Source organism: Actinomadura rugatobispora (genome assembly GCF_055379765.1).
Genome location: NZ_AP029191.1, coordinates 6,519,891 through 6,546,007, shown reverse-complemented (window position 1 = coordinate 6,546,007; position 26,117 = coordinate 6,519,891). Strand labels below are relative to the sequence as shown.

At 70.1% G+C, this 26,117-nt stretch carries 19 protein-coding genes and 1 tRNA gene; 9 read left to right on the top strand and 11 right to left on the bottom strand.

Going from position 1 to position 26,117, the window contains the following annotated elements:
- Nucleotides 1-2: 2 nt before the first annotated feature.
- Genes lysA through ACZ466_RS29275 form a run of 3 tightly spaced genes read right to left on the bottom strand, consistent with a single transcriptional unit; the run spans nt 3 to nt 2,455 of the window.
- A complete protein-coding gene (lysA, locus tag ACZ466_RS29285; protein ID WP_378279007.1) occupies nt 3-1,394 on the bottom strand; it encodes a diaminopimelate decarboxylase in 1,392 nt (463 codons plus the stop codon).
- Nucleotides 1,391-2,071, bottom strand: coding sequence for a DALR anticodon-binding domain-containing protein (locus tag ACZ466_RS29280; protein WP_378279009.1), 681 nt, complete (start codon nt 2,069-2,071; stop codon nt 1,391-1,393). The genes lysA and ACZ466_RS29280 overlap by 4 nt, the downstream gene beginning before the upstream one ends.
- Nucleotides 2,072-2,092: 21 nt before the next feature.
- Nucleotides 2,093-2,455: a response regulator transcription factor gene (locus tag ACZ466_RS29275; protein ID WP_378279235.1), complete on the bottom strand. Its 363-nt coding sequence runs from the start codon at nt 2,453-2,455 to the stop codon at nt 2,093-2,095.
- A 131-nt stretch (nt 2,456-2,586) separates the two neighbouring features.
- Between ACZ466_RS29275 and ACZ466_RS29270 the strand changes: the two genes are divergently transcribed.
- A tRNA-Arg gene (locus ACZ466_RS29270) sits at nt 2,587-2,658 on the top strand.
- Between the two features lie 705 nt (nt 2,659-3,363).
- Here ACZ466_RS29270 and ACZ466_RS29265 read toward each other — a convergent pair.
- The gene (locus ACZ466_RS29265) at nt 3,364-3,831 is read right to left on the bottom strand and encodes a DUF4265 domain-containing protein (protein WP_378279011.1); all 468 of its coding nucleotides are present in this window, start codon (nt 3,829-3,831) and stop codon (nt 3,364-3,366) included.
- Nucleotides 3,832-5,051: 1,220 nt separating this feature from the next.
- On the opposite strand from ACZ466_RS29265, the gene ACZ466_RS29260 reads away from it, so the two are divergent.
- From ACZ466_RS29260 to ACZ466_RS29235, 6 genes are all read left to right on the top strand, one after another.
- The gene (locus ACZ466_RS29260; RefSeq protein WP_378279013.1) at nt 5,052-6,656 is read left to right on the top strand and encodes a protein kinase domain-containing protein; all 1,605 of its coding nucleotides are present in this window, start codon (nt 5,052-5,054) and stop codon (nt 6,654-6,656) included.
- Nucleotides 6,657-7,440: 784 nt separating this feature from the next.
- Complete coding sequence (locus ACZ466_RS29255) at nt 7,441-8,382, top strand: DUF4232 domain-containing protein (RefSeq protein WP_464041738.1); 942 nt, start codon at nt 7,441-7,443, stop codon at nt 8,380-8,382.
- A 368-nt stretch (nt 8,383-8,750) separates the two neighbouring features.
- Nucleotides 8,751-9,515, top strand: coding sequence for a PIG-L deacetylase family protein (locus ACZ466_RS29250; RefSeq protein WP_378279014.1), 765 nt, complete (start codon nt 8,751-8,753; stop codon nt 9,513-9,515).
- Between the two features lie 4 nt (nt 9,516-9,519).
- Nucleotides 9,520-9,933 (top strand): YchJ family protein, encoded by a 414-nt coding sequence (locus ACZ466_RS29245; protein WP_378279016.1) that lies wholly within the window; start codon nt 9,520-9,522, stop codon nt 9,931-9,933.
- A gap of 195 nt (nt 9,934-10,128) precedes the next feature.
- A complete protein-coding gene (locus tag ACZ466_RS29240) occupies nt 10,129-11,559 on the top strand; it encodes a hypothetical protein (RefSeq protein ID WP_378279018.1) in 1,431 nt (476 codons plus the stop codon).
- 120 nt (nt 11,560-11,679) lie between these two features.
- Nucleotides 11,680-12,543, top strand: coding sequence for a class I SAM-dependent methyltransferase (locus ACZ466_RS29235; RefSeq protein WP_378279020.1), 864 nt, complete (start codon nt 11,680-11,682; stop codon nt 12,541-12,543).
- Nucleotides 12,544-13,118: 575 nt separating this feature from the next.
- Here ACZ466_RS29235 and ACZ466_RS29230 read toward each other — a convergent pair.
- The 3 genes from ACZ466_RS29230 to ACZ466_RS29220 all read right to left on the bottom strand — a co-directional run bounded on the left by ACZ466_RS29230 (nt 13,119) and on the right by ACZ466_RS29220 (nt 18,184).
- The gene (locus tag ACZ466_RS29230) at nt 13,119-14,048 is read right to left on the bottom strand and encodes an SRPBCC family protein (RefSeq protein ID WP_378279022.1); all 930 of its coding nucleotides are present in this window, start codon (nt 14,046-14,048) and stop codon (nt 13,119-13,121) included.
- A 34-nt stretch (nt 14,049-14,082) separates the two neighbouring features.
- Nucleotides 14,083-14,862: an SRPBCC family protein gene (locus ACZ466_RS29225; RefSeq protein ID WP_464041737.1), complete on the bottom strand. Its 780-nt coding sequence runs from the start codon at nt 14,860-14,862 to the stop codon at nt 14,083-14,085.
- A 1,435-nt stretch (nt 14,863-16,297) separates the two neighbouring features.
- Nucleotides 16,298-18,184, bottom strand: coding sequence for an ABC transporter ATP-binding protein (locus tag ACZ466_RS29220; protein WP_378279026.1), 1,887 nt, complete (start codon nt 18,182-18,184; stop codon nt 16,298-16,300).
- 100 nt (nt 18,185-18,284) lie between these two features.
- Between ACZ466_RS29220 and ACZ466_RS29215 the strand changes: the two genes are divergently transcribed.
- Nucleotides 18,285-19,508 carry an aminotransferase class V-fold PLP-dependent enzyme gene (locus tag ACZ466_RS29215; protein WP_378279028.1) on the top strand — a complete coding sequence of 408 codons (1,224 nt, stop codon included), beginning with the start codon at nt 18,285-18,287 and terminating at the stop codon, nt 19,506-19,508.
- Between the two features lie 3 nt (nt 19,509-19,511).
- Here ACZ466_RS29215 and ACZ466_RS29210 read toward each other — a convergent pair whose 3' ends face one another.
- Nucleotides 19,512-19,931: a CBS domain-containing protein gene (locus ACZ466_RS29210; RefSeq protein WP_378279030.1), complete on the bottom strand. Its 420-nt coding sequence runs from the start codon at nt 19,929-19,931 to the stop codon at nt 19,512-19,514.
- Nucleotides 19,932-20,167: 236 nt separating this feature from the next.
- On the opposite strand from ACZ466_RS29210, the gene ACZ466_RS29205 reads away from it, so the two are divergent.
- Nucleotides 20,168-22,642, top strand: coding sequence for a D-alanyl-D-alanine carboxypeptidase family protein (locus tag ACZ466_RS29205; protein ID WP_378279032.1), 2,475 nt, complete (start codon nt 20,168-20,170; stop codon nt 22,640-22,642).
- Between the two features lie 16 nt (nt 22,643-22,658).
- Here the strand turns inward: ACZ466_RS29205 and ACZ466_RS29200 are convergent, their stop codons facing one another.
- The 3 genes from ACZ466_RS29200 to ACZ466_RS29190 are packed head-to-tail and all read right to left on the bottom strand — an operon-like array spanning nt 22,659 to nt 26,108.
- Nucleotides 22,659-24,134 carry a pyridoxal phosphate-dependent decarboxylase family protein gene (locus ACZ466_RS29200; protein WP_378279033.1) on the bottom strand — a complete coding sequence of 492 codons (1,476 nt, stop codon included), beginning with the start codon at nt 24,132-24,134 and terminating at the stop codon, nt 22,659-22,661.
- Nucleotides 24,124-25,506 carry an MFS transporter gene (locus ACZ466_RS29195; RefSeq protein ID WP_378279035.1) on the bottom strand — a complete coding sequence of 461 codons (1,383 nt, stop codon included), beginning with the start codon at nt 25,504-25,506 and terminating at the stop codon, nt 24,124-24,126. The genes ACZ466_RS29200 and ACZ466_RS29195 overlap by 11 nt, the downstream gene beginning before the upstream one ends.
- Nucleotides 25,503-26,108: a TetR/AcrR family transcriptional regulator gene (locus ACZ466_RS29190; RefSeq protein WP_378279037.1), complete on the bottom strand. Its 606-nt coding sequence runs from the start codon at nt 26,106-26,108 to the stop codon at nt 25,503-25,505. Before ACZ466_RS29190 ends, ACZ466_RS29195 begins: the two co-directional genes overlap by 4 nt.
- Between the last annotated feature and the right edge of the window lie 9 nt (nt 26,109-26,117).

Here is a 26,117-nt window from a genome sequence, read left to right as displayed (position 1 = left end):
TTTCACGCTCCAACCTCCGCATCGAGCCGCAACAGGTCGTCCTGGGTCTCCCGGCGGACGATGACCCGCGACGCACCGTTCCGCACCGCCACCACCGCCGGCTTCGGAACGAAGTTGTAGTTACTGGCCATTGATCGACAGTACGCACCGGTCGCCGCGACCGCCACCAGGTCTCCCGCCGAAAGATCTTCGGGCAGCCACACGTCTCGCACGACGATATCTCCGCTCTCGCAGTGCTTGCCGACAAGTCTGCCGAGCATCGGATCCGCGGCGGAGGCCCGGCTGGCCAGTACGCAGGTGTAGTCGGCGCCGTACAGGGCGGTTCTGAGGTTGTCGCTCATGCCGCCGTCGACGGAGACGTAGGTGCGCAGGCCCTCCACGTCCTTGACCGTGCCGACCTCGTACAGCGTGACCCCGCCCGGGCCGATGATCGCGCGGCCCGGTTCCACGGTCAGCCGCGGCATCGCCAGCTCGTACGCCTTGCACTCCCGGCTCACGATCGCGCGCAGGCCGTCGGCCAGGTCCTTCGGGTCGTGCGGCTCGTCCCCCGGCACGTAGGCGATCCCGTAGCCGCCGCCGAGGTCGAGCTCGGGAAGCTCGATCCCGTGCTCGTCCCGGATGGCCACCAGGAGCTGCGCCAGGCGGTGCGCGGCAACTTCGAAACCGTCGGTTTCAAAGATCTGCGAGCCGATGTGGGAGTGCAGCCCCACCAGCTCCAGCTGCGGGAGCTGCAGCACCCTCCGCACGGCCTCCAGGGCCGCCCCGGACTGCCGCGAGAACCCGAACTTCTGGTCGTCGTGAGCCGTGGCGATGAACTCGTGCGTGTGCGCCTCGACACCCGTGGTGACCCGCACCATCACCTTCGGCCGCACGCCCTTCGCCTGGGCCAGATACCCCAGGCGGGCGATCTCCTGGAACGAGTCGAGCACGATGCGCCCGACCCCCGCCTCCAGGCCCTGCTCCAACTCCGCGACCGACTTGTTGCTCCCGTGCATGGTGATGCGCTCCGCCGGGAAGTCCGCGGCCAGCGCCACCGCGAGCTCTCCGCCGCTGCACACGTCCAGCCCGAGGCGCTCCTCCTTGAGCCACCGGGCGACCGCCGTACACAAGAAGGCCTTGCCCGCGTAGTGGACGTCGCCGTCGTGGAACGCGGCCACGTACTCCCGGGCCCGCGACCGCACGTCGTCCTCGTCATAGACGAACAGCGGCGTCCCGTACTCCCTGGCCAGGTCGCGCACGTCGATCCCGCCGATCGTGACCACGCCGTCCTCGCGCTTGGCACCGCGGGGCCAGATCTGCGGCTCCAGCGCGTTGAGGTCCTCCGCCGGAGGCAGCGGGTGGTCTTCGGGCAGGACGTCGGCATGCCGCGGTCCGGCCGGGTGCACTCTGCTCATAGTCGCTCTCTAGGGGTTTCACCGATCATCTTCAGGCCGTTGCTCAGGGCGATGCGCGCGGCCTCCGCCAGCGTGGCCCTGGCCGCATGCACCGCCCCGGGTTTCTCCTCGCCCTGGGGCAGCGCGGGACACCGCTCGTAAACGTCGTGGAAGCCGTCCGCCAGGCGCAGCAGAAAACCCGGAAACTCCTCCCGGCGGGCCCACCCCGGCATCTCCCCCAACAACCCGAGGAGCGCGAGCTCTTCCCGCCTCTCCAGCCCCACAGGCCGCCCGGGTCTCACTCCAAGATCGCGGGCGCGTCGTCCCACGGCCGCGGCCCGCGCGTACGCGTACCGCACTCGAAACCCGGGGTTGTCAAAGGTTCGGGGCCGGTCCGGCCACGAGTGCGGGCGGACCATCTCCCACCCGTACCGCTCGCCCTCGGCGACGATGTCCGCCGCCAGCTCCCCCGGACACGCCACCGTGATCCGCAGGAACCCCCCGTGAACGTCCACCCGTGCGATCCCGGGGACCCCTTCAAGCGCCCCCGCGAGCACCTGGGCGTCCAAGCCGATCCGCAGCGCGACGGGACTCCCGTAAACCCCGGCCTCCAGGCACCGAAGCCCCACGTCAGGCACGCTCCGCCCCGCGTCCCTCAGCGCGCCCATGAGGGCAGCGCTCACCTCGGCCGGAGTCACTCTGGTGAGACTATCCGACCACTATGTGGACGCCGCGGCCAGCTTCCGGACCGTCTGGATCAGCTGGTTGGGGTCGAAGGGCTTGGTCACGTACGCGTCGACGCCGATCTCGTGCCCTCTCCTGACGTCGTGCTCCTGCGCCCTGGCCGTGATCATCACGACCTTGATGTGCCGGGTGTCGTCGTCCTCCCGCAACCGCATCGCGGTCACCCACCCGTCCAGCCGAGGCATCATCACGTCCAGCGTGATCACATTCGGCCGGACCTCCCGAACCCTCTCCAGGCAGTCCTGGCCGTCCACCGCGGTCGACACATCGAACCCCTCAAGCTGCAGGTTCACGGCGATGAGCTGGCGTATCACCTCATCGTCATCGACGACCAGCACGCGTCCCAGTGGCTCGGTCACGGCCACGAAGTTAGTCGACTCCGCAGAGCAACGCACGGCGAACCGTCCAGGTGCACGCGGACTCCCCAACCCTGGTAGCCTTCTTCTCGCGCCGAACGACCAGGGCGCGGGCCCCCTTAGCTCAGGGGATAGAGCAACGGCCTCCGGAGCCGTGTGCGCAGGTTCGAATCCTGCAGGGGGCACCCCAGATGATCAGCCAGAACCCCGGTTGACCTAGCCGGTCACCGGGGTTTGTTGTCTATGCAACCGGCCTCAGCGACCAAGAGCCGCATCCATCCGTGCGAACCAGTGTCCGTCATCACCGTCGATGCAGTGGGCGTAGATCCGTTGCAGGACCTCCACACTGTGGCCGCCCCACTCGGCGACGTTGACGGCCGGGACGCCCGCATTCAGCCGCCACGAGGCCCCGCGTGCCGGAAGTCGTACGGCTTGCGCGCCGGGGGTGTCCCTGCCTGACTCTCCGTGAGCGCCTTGTCGAGCACCTGCCACAGCGTCAAGGGGCGGCGGCGCTCAGGCCGCTGCGCGCCGTGCCACGCGCGCTGGCTCCTGTCTCGACCGCTCACCGCGGGGGCGCGCCGCCGCCCTGACGTTTCGATGCTGGAGCCTCTACGCCCGTTCGGCGATGAGCACCAGGGCGTGCCTGTGGTCGAGCACTGTTGGAGTCGTCAGGGAAGATTGCCGGAAGACCGGTTGCGCGTGCGCTATTGGGGAACCCCGTGGTTCCCCAGACCCCTCCTGGAGCCGGAAGGCACTCCCGCGCGAATCTGTCTGTCAAGGGTTGCGCGCCGTTCGCGCGGGAGCACCCTCCGGACAGGTCCGTCCGTCCCTGTGCGGAGCACGGGATCGACGACAGACGAAAGACCAGGCGGTGAGAGGCGTGCGGGCCCTTACCACCAGTTCAGCGGGGCACCCTCATCATCCGTGACATTGCCGTACCACCATTGGGCGTTCGCGGTAGTGGCCCACTCGTCCATGATCGATTCGATGCGGGGAAAACTCACCGCCGCAGGGACGGTCACAACCACGAACCGCAGATCAGCAGGAGCTTCGACCAGTCCCCTCAGCGAAATCATCGTCTCGCGCAACCGATCGATGTCCGAGACATCGAAGTCCGCGGCAGGAGCCGCTTGCACCGCCACGTTGCCGCCCCGCTGGAGCACCTGAACCCGCATCGACTCGTCTAGGGACACAGTGTCGCCGGCAGCACATCCGAGCACGAGCGCAGGTGTTCCGACGAGCTTGTATCGATCCTCAAGCAGTCGTTCCGCGGGTACCAACTCATAGACCGGTTCCCCGTTTGACTTGGTCCCGGCCCAGACTTTGACGTGGTCATGAACGGTTTGGTCACTGGTCACACGCCATGCTCCCATGCAAGAGGGCCGTGCCCGTTGCGCACCCGTCTGAGGGAGCGACCACGATCAGGAACGGTCGCCAACGGGAGGACGTTGCTCATTACAGGTTAGAGGCATGCCGATGATCGTTGATCTAGGGAAGTGACTTTCCCAAGCAGACATTACCGACCCGAGGAACCATGATCCGGAACGGAACGGTGGACCGGGCAATGACGGCGAGGGAGCGCCCGCACGCAGGTCAGAGGGGCTCTCCGGGTTGATAAGGTACGCGCCCTCCGAAGCCGTGTGCGCAGGTTCAAATCCTGCAGGGGCACCCCACAACGATCAGCCGGTTTTTGGGCTTGAGCTGCGGAAACCGGCTGATTTCGTTCTCGGGTCGGGTGACGTCGCGGGACGTCGTGTGCCGAGGTGCGCGTTCCGTTGTTCCAGGGACTAGCGGCCTGGGGCGTCCTCTATGAGCCCCTCCCGCACGCGGTCTGGCCGGCGATGACCTTGGCGTAGATCTTCAGAAACACCGCGACGCTGTGGCCGCCCCAATCGGCGGTCTGGGTTGGCGGAACGCCGGGGTTGAGCCGTAGTGAGACGCCGGCGTGCCCGCAGGTCGTACGGTCAGGTCCGATGCCTTCTCGGCGGGTGTGAGCGCCAGCGGGCGTGCCTTGTGCCAGGTGCACCCGTAGCCGAAGGGGGAAACACTCCTCCGCGCGCAGCAGTCGGCCGGCTAGTGGCAACGCCGTACTGGTTGACGTGGTCTCGCAGGATCCGGACGAGTTCCGGCGGGATCGGTACGGGGTACTTGGCTTTGCGGTTCCGCCCTTTGGGTCCGAGACCATCGTGGTACTCCCCCGAATCCGTTCGCTCGGTTCTGGCTGAGGGCTTGGAACCGACGAACATTAGTCGCCCCCATCCCGCTACAGGAAGCTCACAGTCGGCTTTGCACAGATAGGCCAACTCCTGGCTGCAGCGTCGTAAAAATGGACGTGCGCGAAGAACGCCATCATTCGAGGGCAGCGCCGCAGCCGAATCTGCCTACTTCCACGCTTCATCATCTTCGGTTGACTTCCGACTGGGAGGCGTTTTTGCTGAGCGGCGCATTTGAGCACGTTGCCGCTTCTAGGTGGGGTCACTCTCCTCGGGTTGAGGCACGGCATGAGGTGGGAGAGATGGCCGAAAGGGGCTACTGGTGTCAGCCCGAAAGAAGTAGTGCCGCGGGTTAGGCTCGCCGCATGACGCATCCGGCGAATATCGGCCGTTATGAGATCCTGCGCCCGCTCGGGGCAGGCGGGATGGGCAAGGTGTACCTCGCCCGAGACGGCAACGGGCGGATGGCCGCAGTTAAGATCATGCATGAGCACATCGCTCAGCACTCGGACGGGCTCCCCCGCCTGCGCCGGGAGGTCGAAGCACTGCGCCGGGTCAAGAGCCCCCACGTGGCCCAGATCCTCGACTACGACGTCGATGGTGCCGTCGCCCACGTCGCGACCCGGTACGTCGAGGGCCTCACCCTCCAGGAGATCGTCACACGGCGGGGGCCTCTCTCCCGGGCGGAGCTGAGGCGTCTGGGGATCGGTCTGGGCCGCGCCCTGGAGGTCCTTCACCGGGCCGAGATCGTCCACCGCGACCTCAAGCCGAGCAATGTCATGATGGTCAACGGCGATCCCGTGGTCATCGACCTCGGCATCGCGCTCGTCGTCGGGATGACGCGCATGACGCACGGCATCGTCGGGACGCCCGCCTACCTTGCTCCCGAGGTCAGGGCGGGACGCACAGCGGAACCGGCCGCCGATGTCTATGGCTGGGGCGTGGTCATGGCCTTCGCGGCTACCGGAGGCGACGGTTCTTCCCTTCCTCGGGACCTGGCCCCTGTGGTCGAAGCCGCGCTCGCCGCCGATCCGGCGCGGCGCCCTCAGGCGAACGAGCTCGTCGACGCGGTCGAGCAGGCACTGGGACTGGAATCCGCCCGTTCGTCCTATCAACTGGCTCTGCAGAACGATGAGAGCGCTCAGGCAGAAGTGATCGCGGCACAGATCGATGCGCTCCTGCCGGAAATCTCCGACCTCGGTCAAGCCGTGCAGGTGTTGCTCGACGTGGCGCGTGACGCGCGCAACCACGAAGCCCTGGATCGCTCTGCGGACTGGTACGCGCGCGCACGGGCGCTTTCGATCGAGGACGGCGCCCGGGCGTCCGAAGGATGGGCTCTCGATGGCCTGGCGTTCTGCGCCCGGGCACGCGGCGATCACGATCGAGCCGCCCGGTACTCCGCCGAGGCGCTCGGCATCGCCGTGCAGATCGGCGAGCCCGCCATGCAGGCATGGAGCCTCTCCCACCTCGGCCATTGGGCCAGGCACACCGGCAAGGCCCAACGGGCGGTCGAGTTGTACGAGCAGGCCCGCGAGTTCGCCGGTCGGCACGGCCTCCGAGACGTCGAAGGCTGGGCCGGCGATGGCCTCGGCGGCACGCTCTTGGATATGGGCTCGCTGGAACGCGCGGCCACCGTTTTTGCAGAGACCCGGGATATTGCCCTGGAACACGGCGACCTCGCCCTGGCCGCGTGGAGCATGGACAATCTGGGTAACTGCTCGCGCCGCAATAACGCCCCAGCCACGGCCGAGACGGCCTACCAAGGAGCGCTCGAACTCGCGCGCCGCATCGGACACCGCGAAATCGAAGGCTGGGCCCTGGTGAACCTCGCCCGCTGCCGTGAATCCCTGGGCGACCCGCGCGCCGCCAGTGAACTATTCGACCGAGCCGAACCGATCGCCCGCGCTCTTGACAACGCGACGATGCAGGCGGAAGTGGCCGAAGGCTTCGACCGACTCCGACTCACCTGACACGACCCGGCGCCTGCAGCGTGGGCGGGTGGTGATGTGCGTCAGAAATGTTTCAGGCAGCTCGGCCGGCGGGCAGGCAGGCGGACCTGGGCCAGGTTCTCGGCGTCGTCCGCGAGGTAGCGAACCAGGTGACGCTGTAGGTCATCAAGTGGTGAGCCCGAACCGGCGCCGTACTTCAGCCTGCGGGATCGCGGTCACCTGCTGCATCTTGCTGGGCTCGGTACTCAGTTAGGGCTTGTTCCTCTTCCGCGTCGGTTTGCTCGGGGTTTCGAGTTCACGCAGCCGCCGGTACTCGTCTAGGTGGATGACCTGGTGGCTGTCGACTTCCGGAGGGTCGGTCATGGCCGGCATGATAAATGAGGGGCCTGACCAAGCAGAGGTGACTTGATCGTCGTCTACTATTCACTGGGCGAATTGTGAGGTGGCGGTTGGCGGTGACGGTATTGAGTGAGGTTAGTAGGTGATCGATTGGGGGCGTTTGTTTGGGGGATGAGTGGTCACCGTGGTTTTCACGGCAGCGTCCATAAGGGCGGTGCTGATCTCCGGCAAACTTCTGGCCGCCTTTGAGTCGGGTGTGTGTGGCGCCGTCAGCGAATCAGTAGACGGTCCGCCGCCCATCTCTGGGGATGGGACCAATGTGCTCGTCCTCGCTGATCTCCTAAGCGGCTCTATGCGTGGGTCGGCATCGGGGCGACGTCTTTGTTGTGACGGAGCGGAGCTGGATTGTTACCGGTGGCGGAGGGGCGCGCTGGACGGGCCATGATCGGCCACTTTCTTAGGCCGGATGGCTGGTTCCATATCGGACATGAGAAACCATCGTGCCGTTGCCGCCCTGACGGTGGTCCTTGCGGTGTCGGGTTGCGGGGACATGCTTGCGGAGGAGCCCTCCGGGCGGTCGGGCCCTGCGGCGGCGGGCACTGGTCGTCCGGCCCCATGCCCTGAGTCGGGGATTGCGATGTGGGTTCGCGAACCGGACGCGGCGATGGGGCTCAGGTCGATGAGCGTCGAGCTTTACAACTGCGGCGCCAAGGTCCGCGTGCTCGAGGGCTACCCCAAGGTCAAACTGCTGGACGCCCACCTGAAGTCGATCAAGGTGAAGGTGGGGCACGGGTCCTCCTCTGTGGCCATGGTGGAGTCCTACGATCGGCCGCCGGGGAAGGTGACGCTGAAACCCGGCGAGGTGGCCACCGCCGGGATCCTGTGGCGCAACCTGGTGACGGGCGATCCAGACGGCGCCGTTCTTGCGGAGACCTTGGAGGTCACGCCGGGACCGGGGCACCGGGCCGAGCGGGTACCGGCCGTCGGGATCGACCTCGGGACGACGCGCAAACTCGGTCTGAGTCCATGGGCGAGGGCCCGTCAGGTCAACGGGGGCAGGTCCAGTAATGCCCCTCATTACGGCGCGAAGCGTGTCTGGAAGCAGCGCTTGGAGCTGAGTCCGGCTGACCGGTGGACGGGTGAGCTGGCAGCCAGGAGGATCCGTCCCGCGCTGGAACAGCTCCGAGCCAAGGGCGGCTTCACCGCGGCTTCGGTTCGGACCACACTGCTGGGCCTGGGGTTCCCGGGGAACACCACTACCGCCTACCCGCTCAAGACGTCGCCGGGTATCGGGTTCGAGGTCTATCCCGGGGGCGCCTCGTGCGTCCACGGCTCGCTCCAAGCCGACCGGCGGGTGACGGCGAAGGTGGACGGTGTCCGCGAGGAAGGCGGTTGCGCCAACTTCTGACCGATGTCACGCTCGGCGGTCCACACGCGGATGGCGCGGCAAGCCGTCGGCGGTCCTGCTGCCCTCGGGGACGATGCCCCGACACGGTCAACGGCTTGGGCGCCTCGCTGGACCAAGTGCAACGCCTGCACTCTGGCCCCTTGGTCACAGGCGCCGGCTCGGTGGCGTCGGCCTTCGCTGCCGAGGTCCGTAGTCGGCAAGGGCACGACGGTCTATGTGACCGGGCCGCGGACGTTTTCGCCCTCCACCCGTCCGGGTGGTCATGCGGCTCGCCTGGGATCGGTCCGAGATTGTCCTGTCGCACCTCGGAGCGGTGTGGGCTCGGTGAGTTGACGGATCTTGCTTCCGGGCTGGGCCATGATGGGGGGATGGCGACGGTCGTGGCTCTGCATGCGCATCCGGACGACGAGGTGATCACGACCGGAGGGACCCTGGCCCAGGCCGCCGCCTCCGGCCATCGAGTGGTGATCGTGGTGGCCTCCGACGGGATCATGGGGGCCGCGTACGATGCCGAGCCGACGCGGATCAACGAGCTTCGGGCGAGCGCGGCGATCCTCGGCGCGGAGCGCGTCGTCCACCTGGGGTATGCCGACAGTGGGCACGGTCCCATCTTCTATCCCGATCCCCCGGACCGGGTGCGCTTCGCCAGGGCGGACACCGAGGAGGCGGCCGGGCGGCTCGCGGCGATCCTGCGTGAGGAGAACGCGGCCCTCCTGCTCAGCTACGACGCCAATGGCGGCTACGGGCACCGCGACCACGTGAAGGTGCACGAGGTGGGCCGGCGCGCCGCCGAACTGGCCGGGGTGCCGCGTGTCCTGGAGGCGACGATGCCGCGGGACTTCGCCGAGCGCATGCTGGCGCTGGCCCGGTTCCTGCGCATTCCCGTCCGGTACGACCCGGCGGACCTCCGCAACACGTTCAGCCCGAGCTCCGCCATCACGCACCGCATCGATGTGCGGCGGTTCGCGCGGCAGAAGCAGGCCGCCCTGGCCGCGCATCGTTCACAGGTGAACGGGTCGGGACGGCTTTCGCCCGCCATGAGGTTCCTGATCCGGGTTCCGGCGCCGGTTTTCGGGGTGTTGCTGGGCCGCGAGTGGTTCGTCGAGGCCAGACGCAAACGGCCGTCACAATAGACGCATGGCCAAGCGTCGCACTCCAAGCCGTTCCGGTGGTCCATGTCCCTGCGGGCTGCCCGCGACGTACGACGAATGCTGCGGGCGGCTGCACCGCGGCGAGGCCCAGGCGAAGACCGCCGAGGAGCTCATGCGCTCCCGCTACAGCGCCTTCGTGGTCCAGGACGGTGCCTACCTGCTGAAGAGCTGGCATCCCGCGACCCGGCCGCAGTCTGTTGATGTGGAGAACGACCTGCGCTGGGATCGCCTGGAAATCCTTGGCGCGTCCGAAGGCAGCCCGTTCCACACCAAGGGCACGGTGGAGTTCCGGGCCCACTACACCCAGGGTGGCCGGAAAGGGCTGCTTCATGAGCGCAGCGACTTCGTCCGGCACGAGGGCGCCTGGGTGTACGTGAAAGGCACGCATCCCTCTCCGTGAACGTTCTGTCGGAGGCATTCCCTATGCTTCTCGTGCGCCTGCGGGCGGGGCCCGGTGCGATGGCCGCGGTTCGCGACAGGAGGGATGGAGCGGCCGCACCCCTGGGTGTGACGGCTCACCCCTCGCCGGTTACCAGCCTGCCGCCTGACTGATCTCGGGTCGCCCGCCCGCAGGCGCGCACCCTGGAAGGAGGCGGTGATCGAGAAGCCGGAAGAGCTGTTCCTTGCTGCGCTGACCCGGCTCGGGCACGCTGACGGCTTCTTCCTGTGGAAGCCTGCGGCCCGCGACCGTTTCAGAGCGCTCGTCCGCGACGCCACCCGGCAGGACCCCGAGTGGACGGCGCGGTTCCTGAGCTGGCTGCGCACCGCGACGCCGATGCGGTACGTGGCGCTCGTCGGCGCGGCGGCGTTCGCGCACGAGCGCTTGGCGGCGGGACAGCCGGGCATGTCCCGTCAGGTGGTCGACTCGGTGCTGCGGCGTGCCGACGATCCGGGCCTGTTCCTCGCGTACTGGAGATGCGCCCACGGCCGCGCCCTGCCCAAGCCGGTCAAGCGAGGCATCTCCGACGCCGTCACCCGCCTGTACGACGAGCGTGCGCTCCTCGCCCACGACACCGGCCACGCCGACCTGTCGGTACCCCGGTCGCTCCTCACGGTCAGGACGTTCCGCCACTCCCACGAGGCGGAGCCGACGCCCGCGCCGTACCGGTTCGGCGACGTGATCGAGCTGGTCCATCCGCGCGCCCGCGACCCGCGCCAGGCCGACCTCTACCGCCACGCCCTCGACCGGCGGCGCCGCTCGCGCCCGGAGATCCCCGCGTCCCTGCCGCTCGTCGGCCGGCACCGGCGGTTCCTGGACGGCGGTCTGCTTCCGGTGGCGGGCGACGATCTCGGGCTGACCTGGCAGCGTGCGAGCGGCGTGCTGCGCCGCCCGCTCGGCGCCGATGATTGGGAGCGGCTCATCCCGTCGATGTCCCTGGGCGATCTCGTGCGCTGCCTGACCCACTTCGACGCGGCGGGCATCTCGTTCGAGGCGGCGATGGCGGTCGCGTCCCGGCTCGCCGACCCCGCCGCGATCCGCGCCGCCGGGCTGCTCCCACTACGGCTCGCCGCCGCCCGCAAGGCCCTGACCCACCAGCGCTGGGCGCCCCTTCTCGAACGCGCCGCCGCCCACGGCCTCGCGACGCTCCCGCGCATCCCCGGCCGCACGCTCATCGTCTTCGACGACACCGTTGACGACGCCGCCGTTCTCGGCCTGACCCTCGCGCAGTGCTGCGACACCGCCGACATCGTGACGGCCGAGGGCAAGCCGTTCAGCGTCGTGCCCGGAGAGTCGCCCCTGCACGGCCTGCACCGCTGGCGCTCGGGCGACCTTCCCGGGGTGCCGCTGCCGTTCGAGCCCGCGGTGCGGAACGCCTTCGCGGGCCACGACCGGGTCGTGATCGCCGACGGGTACCGCGAGAAACTGGACGATCTGGACGTCCCCGCGCCCGTCTACCTCTGGACGCTGAACGGCGAACCGGCCGCCCCGTCCCGCGACCGGCTGGTCCTCGCCGGTATGACGGACGCCGCCTATCCCGCCATTCCGTGGGCCGAGGCCGCCGCCCAAGGAATCTGGCCTTTCTGAAGAAACAGAACCTCACCCGGCCCGTTATCGAGAATTTATTTGTTTCTGCCATGCTTGAAACATAAGCCTTTTCTCTTGGCTAGCATCGCCATTCCTGACGGCGCTGAAGGGAAACGGCTCATGGAGAACGGGCGGCTCAGCCAGACCGCGGTGTCGGCCGCCGCGGCACGGGCGGCGCACCTCCTCGTGGACGGCGAACCGCACATCTTCCGCGACACCCTCGCCGCGACGCTCCTGGACGGCCTCGCGGACGAGATGATCGGCTACCACCGCACCCACGGCGACCACATCATCCTGGCGGGAACCCGGGCGATCACCACCGCACGCGGCCGCTACACCGAAGACCGCGTGGCCCGGCTCGGCTCCCCCGCCCGGTACGTGATCCTCGGAGCCGGCCTCGACACCTTCGCGTACCGTACGCCCCGCGAAGCCGGCGTCCAGGTCGTCGAGATCGACCATCCCGCGACCCAGAAGGGAAAACTCGCCCTCCTTGAATCCGCCGGAATCCCGGTACCCGAGAACGTCACCTTCGTTCCGGCCGATTTCGAGTCGGCGCCTTTCACCGGCCTCTCCCCCTCGCCGCTCCCGACCCTGGTGAGCTGGCTGGGCGTCAGCGTCTATCTCACGCGCGAAGCCATCGAGGCCACGCTCGCCGCGGTCGCCGCCCTGGGACCCGGCACGCAATTCATCATGGAATACATGCTCCCGGCCGGCCTCCGCGACTCCACGGGGAACAGCTACGCCGACATCGCCACGCAGGCGGTCTCCGACCGCGGCGAGCCGTACGCGACCTTCCTGACCCCGGAAGAAGTAGCGGACCTCCTCACCGGCCAAGGTTTCGAGGTCCTCGAACAGACCTCCATGCGGGAGGCCGTCCCCGCGGCCCTCTGGACACGCGACGACGCCCTCCGGCCCTTCGCCTTCACCCACCTCGTCCACGCCACCACGACCCCCTCCAGTCGTTCGCGTACAGGACGGCGTTGAGCGGCCACGGAACGCCCCGACGGAGCCGCGGCCTTGAAACCCGGAGATCGGAGAGCAGCGCTTTGGTCCCGGCGGTCTCGTCCCGGGTCGCGCCCGGCAGGCGGCGCTCGCCGATCGAGATGACCTGCGCCGCCACCGGAGAGCGTCCCCATCCACTCCCCCTCGCACGGAGAGGGATCAGCCGGATGGGACTGCGGGCGGGTGCCGTCGCGGTGGAGCGTTCCGTACGCTCCGGCGCGGAGTCGCACACCGGCCGAGATACGCCCTTCCGCCATGGACGGGGCGAGCGTTCCCGGCGTTGAAGTCGACGATCCCCCTGTCCCGAACCGCACTCGGGCGGCATCGGCGATGCGCTCGACGCAGTCCCGCATCGGCGGGAACTCGTCTGCTGCGGGCGCGGGCCGGTGCTCGTCCACGCCACGCAGACCGGCAGGGGAACACGCCATCCAGGTTGACGCCGTGCCGGTGCAGGCAGGCGTCGTCCGCGTCAGCGGGCAGGTCGCCCGGCGCGGGCGGCGACGGTCTCCACGCCCCTGGCCGGTGTCGAGGACCGTCCGCCGCCCGGCGCGCCTGACTCAGCCGGCCTCCTGGTACTCCTTGTCCGAGCCCTCCTTCTCCTCTTCGGCGACGGTGTCATCGTGCGACTTGACGACCTCGCTGTCGTGGATCTCGCCACGCCAGCCCTCGACCCGGTCGGGGTCGAGGAGCGCCTGCGTCATCACGTGGCGGCGGAAGTGCTTGAGCTCCAGCCGGACACGGCGGCCCTGCGCGCGCCACAGGTTGCCGGTGCGCTCGAACAGGCCCTGCGGGTGGTACTCCAGGACGAGCAGCACCCGGGTCAGGTTGGGGGCGATCTTGTGGAAGCTGACGGCGCCGTCCACATGGCCCTTGTCACCCGTGGACCGCCAGATGATGTGGCGGTCCGGGACCTGCTCGACGATCGTGGACTCCCACTTGCGGCTCGACCAGAAGATCTTCGCCTTCCAGTTGAGCTTCTCGTCGGCGGCCTGGTCGACACTCACGACCTTCTTCATGAACTGCGGGTAGTCCTGGAACCGCGTCCACTGGTCGTACACCAGCCGACGGGAGGCACCGATGTCGATGTGCTCCTCGATGTTGGTGACCTTGACCTTCTTGGCGCCGCCGGAGCCCTGCCCGCGGCTCATCTTCTCCTTGAGCCGTCCGAAGAGGTTGGCGTTGTCGGCGTCCTCGTACTGGTCGTCGGAGTCGGACTCGCGCTCGCCGGCCCGGGGTTCGTCGGCCGTCCCCTCTTCGTCCTGGTTTCGCCGGCCGCGGCGCTGCACGGCCTGGCCCGCCGCCAGCGCGGCACCCGCGCCGAGCAGCAGACCGCCCGCGGCGCCCGCCGTCCGGCCGCCGGGAATGCGGGACTTGGAGCCGCCGCCGGGCAGCTTGTCGAGGCCGAACGGCTTCTTGCGGCCTCCGGTGGGGAGCCGCTTGGTGATCTGGTCGGAGGGCAGCTTGGCCGCCCAGTTGCCTCGTTTCATGGTGATTCCTCCGTCCTGTCGGGGGGTGGGGCTGTCATGACGTGCGAGCCGGCGCTCGGACGACCTCGCCGTCACGGATCTCGCCGCGCCAGCCGCCCACGCTCTCGGGTTCGAGGAGTGAACGGGTCATCATGTGGCGGCGAAAATGCTTGAGTTCCAGCCGGGTCCGGCGGCCTTGCGCGCGCCATAGGTTCCCGGTGCGTTCGAAAAGTCCGCGCGGCCGGTATTCGATGTTCACCAGCACGCGGGTGAGGTCCGGTGCGATGGCGTGAAAACTGACCGTTCCCTCGACGCGTCCTCCGGACCGCCAGGTGATGTGGTCGTCGGGAATCTGCTCGACGATCGTGGTCTCCCAGCGCCGGCTCGACCAGAAGATCTTCGCCTTCCAGTTGAGCTTCTCGTCGGCCACCTGGTCGACGCTCACGACCTTCTTCATGAATCGCGGGAAGTCCTGGAACCGCGTCCACTGGTCGTACACCAGCCGACGCGAGGCACCGATGTCGATCTGTTCCACGATATTGACGGGACGGCGCTTTCCACGGGATCCGAAGATCCGCGCGAGTGTCTCTCTCAGAGCGGTCCATCCCGCGCTCAGCAACGCCCGTACGGGCGATCTCCCCTCGCTCAACGCCCGGACGCCCGCCAGCGCCGCCTGCGTGAGGGGGCCGCCGCGCTCGGCCTTGGCCGTGAGGTCGCGAACGGCCTGTTCGAGCCTGGCCTCGGCGTACGCGCGCAGCCTCCGGACCGGTCGCAGCCGGCGCAGGCCGACACGCGCCGCCCGCGCGCCCAGGTAGCCCGTGGCTCCGATCACCACGCCAGCCCGGAAGTTCATGTGTGCGTCACCTCGCCGTTCGCCGGGGTCCTGCGCGAGTTACCCGAACAAAACCCGGCAAAACAAACCCCGGTGCGTCCTCGGCCTCATCCCCGCAAAGCGGATCCGCTTCTGTAGGTGCCCGGTAACAAGGCGTGCTCGCGGCCGGGAGACCACAAAGCCCGAAGGGAAGGGAGTTCCCGACGCCCGCGATCGCAATACGTCAAGGCGGCGTGGCAGCGAGTCATTGACCTCACGGCTTTCGGTCAACACTTTTCTCGGCCGACAACACCCACGTTGCCATCTTCCCGACCGTGAGCGTCCTCACTTCGCAGAGACGGAATCACGCCCCGATAATCACTCGCTACTCAACGCATCGACTTTCGCGCAAGTTCACCCATGAATCCGCCCACGCGCAAGCCCGCGCTCTTGCGGCCCTCGTCCAACCCGATCCCAGCGTTCAAGACCACCCGGCACGGAGCGCCGCAAGCCGAACCAGCGCCCGCCAGCAGACGCCGCTGCCCCGTTGAGACCATGTCGCTGTGAATGGCCGCGATGGTGCCTGTCGAGGCCGTGGACGGTCGATCGCCGGGGCGCCTCGCACACCAACGCCATGACCGAAAGATCGTCCAACCGGTGGTGCACGAGGGTCGCGCCCGTGCGAAGCATGTCCCAGGCGTGCCTGGTCGTGAGTGCCACGCCGAGAAGACGAGCTAACACTCACCCCGCCAAACCACAAAAGCCAGACCACGCTCAAGTGAGAGCCCACGCACAGCGCAGGCGCGCTATGCGCGGGTGCCACACAAAGCAGACAAGCCGGTCTCGGCCAGCACCCCGCGCGCTGGTCGGCCCGGCTACCGCTGGCACGCTGGCCGTGTGCCCCCGCTTGAGCGCCGCCACCGCAACCACGCCTGGACGCAAGCATGCTGCGCGGCGTGAACGCGCCCACAACCACCGGCACCACGCCCGTGAGAGCGCGCATGCAGCGCAGGCGCGGCCATGGGCGGGTGCCGCGCGCAGCCGCCGAACTGGTCTCGGCCAGCACCGCACGCGCTGGTCGGGCCCGGCTACCGCTGGCGCGCTGACCGCGTGCCCCGCTTGAGAGCCGCCGCTCGCGACCACGCCCGGACGGGAGCATGCCTTGTCGCGTGGACGCGTTCACGACCACCGGCACCACGCCGTGAGAGCCCGCGCACAGCGCACCGCGCGTCATGCGTGAGTGCCGCGCGCAGCCGTCGAACTGGTCTCGGTCAGCACCGCGCACGCTGGCCGTGTGCCCCGTTTGGGAGTCGCCGTCCGCGGCCACGCCCGGACGGGAGTGTGGTGTGTGGCGTGGGGGCGGTTACATCCACTCGGCATTCGGAGTGGTGTTGTGTGGCCGCGGTTAGGGGGATGCGCGGTCTCCCATTGAGGGAGACCGCGCATGGGTGGTGGGTTGTTAGGTGAGGGCGGCTTGTTTGGGTTCTTCCTGGCTGAACTGGGTGCGGTAGAGGTCGGTGTAGCGGCCTCCGGCGGCCAGGAGTTGGTCGTGGGTGCCTCGTTCGACGATGTGGCCCGCCTCGACGACGAGGATCTGGTCGGCGGCGCGGACGGTGGAGAGGCGGTGGGCGATCACTACGGCGGTGCGGCCGTCGAGGGCCTCGGTGAGGGCCTCTTGGACGGCGGCCTCGGAGGTGGAGTCGAGGTGGGCGGTGGCCTCGTCCAGGATCACCACGCGGGGGCGGGCCAGGAGGAGGCGGGCGATGGTGAGGCGCTGGCGCTCGCCGCCGGAGAGGCGGTAGCCGCGCTCGCCGACGATGGTGTCGAGTCCGTCGGGCAGGCTCTCGATGAGGTCCTTGAGGCGGGCGCGGTCGAGGACGTCCCACAGGTCGTCGTCGGACGCCTCCGGGCGGGCCAGCAGCAGGTTGTCGCGGATGGACTCGTGGAACAGGTGGCCGTCCTGGGTGACCATGCCGAGGGTGGCGCGGATGGTGGCGAAGTCGAGGTCGCGGACGTCGACGCCGCCGAGGCGGACGGTTCCGGAGTCGGGGTCGTAGAGACGCGGGAGCAGCTGGGCGATGGTGGACTTGCCGGCCCCCGAGGAGCCGACGAGGGCGATCATCTGGCCGGGCTCGGCGCGGAACGAGACTTCGTGCAGGACGTCGACGCCGCCGCGGGTGTCGAGGGTCGCGACGTCCTCGAGGGAGGCCAGGGAGACCTTGTCGGCGGACGGGTAGGCGAAGGTGACGTCGTCGAACTCGACCGAGGCGGGGCCGTCGGGCATGGGACGGGGCTTCTCGGGCTCGGCCACCAGGGGCTTGAGGTCGAGGACCTCGAAGACCCGCTCGAAGCTGACCAGTGCGCTCATCACCTCGACGCGGGCGCTGGCCAGGGCGGTGAGGGGCGCGTACAGGCGGGTCAGGAGCAGGGCCAGGGCGACGACCGCGCCCGCGTCGAGCTGGCCGCGCAGGGAGAAGTAGCCGCCCAGGCCGTACACCAGCGCGAGGGCGAGCGCGGAGACCATGGTGAGCGCGGTGATGAAGACGTGCTGGACCATCGCGGTGCGCACGCCGATGTCGCGGACGCGGCGGGCGCGGGCGGCGAACTCGGCGGACTCGCGGTGCGGCTTGCCGAACAGCTTGACCAGCGTGGCGCCGGGTGCGGAGAAGCGTTCGGTCATCTGGGTGCTCATGGCGGCGTCGTGGCCGGCGGCCTCGCGTTCGAGGCGGGCGAGGCGGGTGCCCATGCGCCGGGCGGGCAGCACGAAGACCGGGAGCAGGATCAGCGTGAGCAGCGTGATCTGCCAGGAGATCTGCACCATGACGACGAAGGTCAGCAGGACCGTCACCAGGTTGCTCACGACGCCGGAGAGGGTGTCGCTGAACGCGCGCTGGGCGCCGATGACGTCGTTGTTGAGCCGGCTGACCAGGGCGCCGGTGCGGGTGCGGGTGAAGAACGCGACCGGCATGCGCTGCACGTGGTCGAACACGGCGGTGCGCAGGTGGAGGATCAGGCCCTCACCGATGCTGGCCGACAGGAAGCGGTTGGCGAGGCCGAGCGCCCCCTCGGCGAGGGCCAGGCCGGCGATCAGCACGGCCAGCCACACGACGGTGGAGGTGTCGGAGCCGCCGACGATGGCGTCGACCACCCGGCCCGCCAGCACGGGCGTGGCCACCGCGATCACCGCCATGACCACGCTGCCCAGCAGGAAGAGGGCCAGCAGCCGGCGGTGCGGGCGGGCGAACCGTCCGATCCGTTTCAGCGTGGCCTTGGAGAAGGGCCTGCGGTCGTCCTGCGCGTTCATGGCGTGGTGGAGTGACATCCACGCCGTGACCTCCATGTCCATCGGGATCACCGCCGTCCGGTCGTCGTTTCGCCACCGGTGGCACGGCGGCCGTTCACGAAGATGATGGAACCTCAAGAATGGTTGAGGTCAAGTCCTCGTCTTGCCCAGACTGGCACCCGGGTACGACACTCTGGGCCGGACGAAGGACGAAGGGGAGAAATTGGACATCGGCAAGCTGCGGGCGGACACCCCCGGGTGCGACCGGGTCGTTCATCTCAACAACGCCGGGGCCGCGCTCCCCGCCCGGCCGGTGATCGACGCCGTCACCGGGCATCTGGAGCTGGAGTCGCTGATCGGCGGTTACGAGGCCGCCGACCGGGCCGCGGCGGAGCTGGAGCGTTTTTACGACGCGACGGCGGACCTGATCGGCGCGGAACGCGACGAGATCGCCTACGTGGAGAACGCCACCCGCGCCTGGGACATGGCCTTCTACTCCATCCCGTTCCGGGCCGGCGACCGGATCCTCACAACGACCAGCGAGTACCCCAGCAACACCATCCCCTACCAGCAGCTCGTGGAGCGGCGCGGCGTCCGCGTCGACGTCGTGCCGGACGATGGAGACGGGCAGATCTCCCTGGACGCGCTCGAGGCCGAGCTGGCCAAGGGCGACGTGCGGCTTGTGTCGCTCAACCACGTCCCCACGCACAACGGCCTCATCAACCCGGCCGCCGAGGTCGGGCGGCTCTGCCGGGCGGCGAACGTGCTGTACCTGCTGGACGCCTGCCAGTCGGTCGGGCAGTTGCGGGTGGACGTCGGGGAGATCGGCTGCGACATGCTCTCGGCGACCGGGCGCAAGTTCCTGCGCGGCCCGCGCGGGACCGGGTTCCTCTACGTGCGGCGGCCGATCCTGCACACGCTCGAACCGCCGTTCCTGGACCTGCACGCGGCGTCCTGGACGGAGTCCGGCACCTACGAGATGCGGGACGACGCGCGCCGCTTCGAGAACTGGGAGCGGTACATCGCGGGCCAGATCGGCCTGGGCGTGGCCGTCGACCAGGCCGCCGCCATCGGGCTCGAAGCGATCGAGGAGCGGGTGACGAGTCTTGCCGCCGGCCTGCGGGAGGCCCTCGCGGAGCGGCCCGGCGTCACCGTCCTGGACCGCGGCCGGCGACGCTCGGCGCTGGTGACCTTCACGCTGGACGGCCATGACCCGGCCGCACTGAAACTGTCACTGCGCGAGAAGGGCATCAACGTCAGCGTCACCAACGGCGGGCAGCAGCGCTACGACGTGCGGGCCGCGCCCGCAGCCGTGCGCGCCTCGGTGCACTACTACAACACCGAGGAGGAACTGGAGTCGTTCCTGGCGGCCCTGCCCGCGCCCTGAGGTTCAGGTGTTGCCCTTGGCCGCGCTGATGTCGGCCAGGGCGGACTGGGCGCCCTCCGCGATGGCGAGGTCGCCCAGGGAGACGATGCCGATCGGACGGCCGTTCTCGATGACCGGCAGCCGCCGCACGGAACGTTCCCGCATGCGGTCGGCGGCCGTGTCGAGGGAGTCGTCCGGTCCCACCGTCGCGGTCACGTCGCTGCACACCCCGGCGACCTTGGTCTGCCGCGGGTCGTCGCCCGCGGCCAGCCCGCGCACCACCAGGTCGCGGTCGGTGACCAGGCCGTAGAGCGTGTCGGAGTCGGCCACCAGCACGGCGCCGATGTCCTCGTCCCGCATCGCGCGGGCGACCGTGACGATGTCGAGTTCGGGAGAGACCGAGGTCGGCGACCCCGTCATGATGTCGCGGACCTTCGTGGCCATGGAACGGTCCTCCTCGGATCGGGTTCGTGTGAGACTCCCAGGACACCTCCCGCCTTACCCGACGACAACGGCCTCATTCACGCGGGAGGTCGCGCGGTGACACGGCGCGCAGAGCGCGGCGATCGCTTAATGCGCCGAAGTTTCCGACTAAACTGCACAGCCTTGAATGGTGTACGGGGAGTCGCCGGCGAGACCGCTCCCGCCCGCCCGTGAACACGAGCCGAGGAGGTCGCGCCGTGCAGGATCCGGCGCCTCTGAAGGATCCGGCGCAGCCCCCGGCCGAATCGTCCGATGCGGACGGGGCCCCGGAATCCCCCAGGTCCGGGACCGCCGCGTTCCGTACCGCCCCGGCCTCCGGCGCGCGCGAGGACGACGCCGAAGGCTCCGAGCGGGACGAGGATGGTCCCGAGGGCGGTGGCGGCGAACCTCCCGAGGACGACGCGGAGGCGGAGGCCACCGGTGAGGACAGCGCGCCGGAGCGCGCCGAGGCCGAGGAGGCGATCGGGGAGAAGCCCGAGTTCTCGGCGCTGATCTTCAATTCGGCCGGGCAGTGGACGATTCCGGCGCCCACGGACGAAGCTCCCGCGGCGGAGCCGTCCCCTCCCGAGCCGCCGGCTCCCGAGCCGCCGGCCGCTGAACCGGCGGCCGCGGAGGCGGCCGTCCCTGAGGCGGCCGTCCCTGAGGCGGCCGTCCCTGAGGCGGCCGTCCCTGAGGCGGCCGTCCCTGAGGCGGCCGTCCCTGAGGAGCCTGAGCAGGAGGTCTCCGAGCCGGAGGCGCCTCCGGCGGACGAGCCGGTGGCGCCGGCCTCCGCGACCGTCCCGGAGATCGATCGGAAGATCGCGCCGAAGGTCGCGCCCGAGACCGTTCCCGAGATAGACGTGGCGGCGGCACGCCCCAAGCCGCCCCCTCCCCCGGAGGAGCCCGACCCGCTCGGCCTCACGCCGGAGCCCGTACCGGACGAACCTCAGGGGCCGCCGGACGTTCCCGCGCCGGAACCGGAGCCCGAGCCCGAGCCGGATGCGCAGGCGTTCTACGAGGATCCCCTTCAGCAGCGCGGTGCACCTGAGGCACGGCCCAGCGCGCCCGTTCCCGCGGATGCCTGGGAGGGGTGGCCGCAGTCTTCGCACACCGCGCCGCCCGTACCGCGAGAGGTTCGGCCACAGCAGGAGATCCGGGTCCTGCCTCAGGAGGTTCGCCTGCCGCAGGGCTATGCGAGCCCGCCCACGCCTGCTCCTGCGGCGCCGCAGGAGCAGACACCCCAGGCTTACGCACAGCCGCCGGCCCAGCCTCAGCCGCGCGTACAGCCGCCGCCCCCGCAGCCCGAGCGTCCCCAGCAGCCGCCGCAGGAGTACTCCCCTGGCCCGCCGCACCACCAGTACGGGGAGACGCCCCCTGCCTACGGGGCCGCCGCCCCTCCCCACTACGGTCCGGTCCAGCAGGACGACCAGCAGACCTTCGGCGAGGCGCGCGACTTCGCCGCGGCGTACGAGGCCGCTGCCAGTGAAGTCAAGGGGCGCAAGAAGCGGCGCCGGGGCCTGATCAGCCTCATCATCGTGCTCGTCCTGCTCGCGGGCGGGGCGGCGGGGCAGCTGGTACGGCCCGTGCCCGAGCCCAGGATGCAGTTGACGCTCCCTGCGTCGACCCACACCTTCCCCGGGTCCGCCCCAGTGCTGCCTCTGCCCGTTCAGGGGCAGTCGGCCCTGTACGTGGACGGCATCGGGCCGATGGGCGCGTCCGGTGGGACGGTCCCCACGCCGACGGCCAGCGTGGCGAAGGTGATGACGGCCTACGTCTTCCTGCGCAGCCACCCGCTCGCCTCGGGGCAGCCCGGCCCGATCTACACCGTCTCTCCGCAGGCGGCGGCGCAGATGCCCGAGCGCAGGGAGCGCGGCGAGTCGCTGCTCGGGGTGACCGCGGGCATGCGGCTGACCGAGCGCAAGGCCCTCGAAGCCTTGATGATCATCTCGGCGAACGACGTGGCGCACGAGCTGGCCCGCTGGGACGCCGGCGATCCGCGCGCCTTCGTCCAGAAGATGAACGACACGGCGCGGACGCTCGGCATGACGAGCACCCGCTACACCGACCCCAGCGGCTACGACTCGGGCACCGTGAGCACGGCGGCCGACCAGGTGAAGCTGCTGCGCGCGGCGATGGACGTCCCCGCGTTCGCGGAGATCGTGAGCAAGCGCTCCTACGTGCCCGACGACGGCGGGGCGGTCCGTGCCGGCGGCAACGTCCTGATCGGCCAGTACGGGGTGGTCGGCGGCAAGACCGGCTACACCGACGCGGCCGGCGGCAACTTCGTCTTCGCCGCGCGCCGGCGGCTGGCCGGGGTCGACGTCCTCTTCCTGGGCGCGGTGATGGGGCAGCGGTCGCCCAGCGCACTCGGGGCGCTTCGGGCCAGCCGTGATCTGCTCGCGGCCGCCCAGCGGACGCTGACGTCGGTCACGCTGGCCCAGGGCGGCGCGCGTGTGGGCCGGGTCGACGACGGGTTGGGCGGGTTCACGCCGGTGCGCGCGGCCGCGCCGATCACCGTGGTGGGCTGGCCCGGGCTGACCGTGCGGATCCGGGTGGACGGCGACCCGCCGCGAACGGCCGCCCAGGGCACCCGCGTGGGTTCGGTGAAGGCCGGTGCGGCGGACGTCCCGCTCGAACTCGGCCAGCGGCTGGAGGAGCCGTCCATCCTGAAGCGTCTGATCCGCCTCGGCTAGACGGGCCGCGCACGGCTCAGACGTGGCCGGAGTAGAGGGCGGACAGGAAGCGGATCAGGAGTTCCTCGCGGGTCGCGGGCGGGAGGGCGTCCAGGACGGCGTTGACGACGGCCATCTCCGGCTGCCCGCCGGAGCCTGCGCCGATGTCCACGCCGACGGCCCCGAGCAGGCCGGCGAAGCCTTCGTCGTCCACGTCGTCGAGGTCGAGTGAGGCCAGCGCCTCGATCAGGCCGTCGGGGACCTCGGTGGGCCCCGCCGCACGCGCCGCCTTGGCCGCTTCGGCCAGGGTGTGCAGGAGCGCGTGCACCCCGGCGAGGCTCACTCCGGTGAGGGTGAAGTGGACGTTCGCCGGAATGCCCATGAAGGAGAGCTGGGGCTGGAAGAACCAGCCGCGCGCCCGGGCCTCGTCCGCGAGGACGAAGATGTCGAGCTCGGGGTCGTCGGAGGCCACGGCCACCAGAGGCGCGTCCGGTGCGCCGAGCACGCGCAGGCCGGGTATGGCGGCGACACCGGCGATGAGGCGTTCGGCCGCCTCCATCGCGCCCGCGGCGAGGTCGCGGTAGCCCTCCGCCCCGAGCGACATCATGGTCGCCCAGGCCGCCCCGAGCGGGCCCGCGGTCTTGCTGCTCTGGACGGTGGCGTTGATGACGGTGTAGCCGGGCCAGCCCGCCGAGGCGAAGTAGGCCCGCCTCCGCATCGACTCGTCCCGGAACAGCACCACCGACGCGCCCTTGGGCGCGTACCCGTACTTGTGCAGATCGCAGGACAGCGACGTCACTCCGGGCACGGAGAGGTCGAACGGGGGGATCGTCCGGCCGTTCTCGCGCAGCCAGGGCAGCACCCAGCCGCCGACGCACGCGTCCACGTGGCACGGCACGCCCGCCTCCGCGGCCAGGGCGGCGATCTCGGCGACAGGGTCGATGACGCCGTGCGGGTAGGACGGGGCCGAGGCGACCACCAGTGCCGTACGCGGCGTCAGCGCCGCGGCCATCGCTTCGGGGTCGGCACGGTAGGACGCGGGGTCGACCGGAACGGCCACCACGTCCATGCCCAGGTAGTGGGCCGCCTTGTGGAAGGCGGGGTGCGCGGTCACGGGGGCGACGATCTGCGGAGGCCCGTCCTCTGTCCTCTCGGCGGCAGGACGGGCGTCGCGGGCGGCCTTGACGGCGAGCATGATCGATTCCGTGCCGCCGCTGGTGAAGATCCCCGAACCGCCGCCCAGCCGGTCCGCGACCGCGCCGAGGACCTGCCGCTCCAACGTGACGATGCTGGGGAACGCGGTCGGGTCAAGGCCGTTGACCTCCAGCATCTCCTGGTACGCGCGGGCCGCCAGGTCGTGCACCGCGGCGCGTCCGGTGTCGTACACGTAGGCGGTGACCTGCCCGCCGCGTACGGGAAGGTCCCCGGCCTTGAGGCGGGCCAGCCGGTGCAGCAGTTCGTCCGACGCGATGCCGTGTTCGGGCAGGGCGTGGGGGGTGGCTTCAGGGGGCATGGCGCTGGGACTCCTCCAGGTGAGGGCGGGAACCGGACCCCGGGCCGGTGGCCAGGTGGCGATAGGCCAGGAGCATGGGCACGCTGAGCAGGAGCAGCAGGGCCGGTACGAGGGTGAAGCCCGCCGTGAGCCCGTTGAGGGCCGATTCCGGTTGCCGTGCGGGGGTGTCGAAGTCCGCGGACTGGAACGAGGTCCAGGCGAGGATCAGCGCGAAGATGCCCGGACCGAGGGCCAGTGCTCCGGTTTCGGCGGCCGTCCACAGGCCCGTGAAGGCTCCCGCCTGGGCGTGCCCGGTCCGTTCCGTGTCCGCGTGGACGGTCTCCGGGAGCAGGGACAGGGGCAGCAGTTGCACGGCCGCGTAGCAGACGCCCACCAGCGCCGTCAGGCCGAGGACCGGCGCGACGTCCCCGCCGTCCAGCAGCGGGTACAGGGCGCAGGCCGCGCCCGCGAACGCCGTGACCGCGGCCAGGTAGCAGGGGATGTGGCCGAAACGGCGTGCCAGCGCACCCCACAGCGGCACCGCCAGGGCGCTGGGGCCGACCATGCAGACGAACATCGTGGACGTGAGCCCGTAGTCGTCGAGCCGGTAGGTCGCCGCGTAGGGGGCGCCCGCCAGCATCACCGCCACCGCCAGGGACTGCAGCACGAAGGCGGCGAGCAGTGCGAAGAAGGGCCGGTTGCCTCGCGCCAGGCGCAGCGCGGCGGCCAGTCCAAGCGCGCGCGGGCCGGGGCGGGAGGGGATCCATCGGGTGGCCAGCGCACTGGCGAGCATGGCCGCGCCCATGGCCAGCCCTATGACCACGCCCATCACGGCGTAGCCGCCTCGGCCGCCACCGTCCACGGCGTCGACCAGGGCCGGGGCGAGGCCGCCCGCAAGGAGGATGCCCACCGTCAGGCAGACGATCCTCCAGGCCATCGCACGGCTCCGCTGGTCGGGTCGCGCGGAGATCTCGGCGGGCAGCGCCACGTACGGCACCTGGAAGCACGCGAACGCGCTCGCGGCGAGCAGGAACGCCAGCCCCGCCCACACCGCCGCGAACCCGGGCGAGTGGACGGGCACGGCGAACATGGCGGCGAAGCACAGCGGCAGGGCCATCGCGCCCAGCAGGAGCAGGCGTGTGCGGCGTCCGCTGCGCACGGCCTCCCGGTCACTGGCCGCGCCCACGATCGGGTTGAGCAGGACGTCCCACGCCTTGGGCAGCACCAGGACGGCGCCCGCGATCGCAGCGGAGACGCCCAGCACATCAGTCAGGTAGTAAAGGAGCAGCAGGCCCGGGACCGCGGAGAAGACGCCCGTCCCCACCGAGCCGATGCCGTATCCCAGCAACCGCCCCCGGGGCAGGCGTGAATCGGCGGTGGCTTCCGCGTTCATTCCGGGAGGTCCAGCATCCGGGCCACGAGGCGGTGCAGGTGGGCCCGGAAGCGGGCGACCTGTTTGGGGTCGTCCAGGCCGGTGCGCCGCCCGTCCACGTCGAGGACGCCGCCGCGGCAGAAGCCGTGGGTGGTCCAGATGACCGTCATCACGGCGTAGTCCACGTCCACCCCGTCCCCGACTACCTCTTGGACGGCCTCGCCGACCCTGGCGAGCAGGGGTTTGACGTAGAGGCCCTCCAGGTGGACGACGTCGGCCGCGTCCGAGAGCCAGCGGTGCATCCACAGCGCCGGGATCTCGGGGTGGTCGAGGCAGAAGTCGAGATAGCGGTCCACGAGCCGCCGCACGCCGCCCGGGTCGGGGGTGAGGCCGGCGAGCGCCTCTTCCAGGACGGCCCGTTCGGCGCGGTGGGCGCGTTCCATGACCGCCAGGTAGAGATCGCGTTTGCCGCCCACGTGGTAGGCGACGGTGGCGATGTTGAGCCCGGCGGAGTCGGCGATGAGGCGGGTGGAGGTCCCGTCGTAGCCGAGCTCGGCGAACAGCCGGGTGGCGACGTCGAGGATGCGCTCGCGCGCGGAGTCGCGCGCCGGTTCGCCGGGCATGCGGTCACG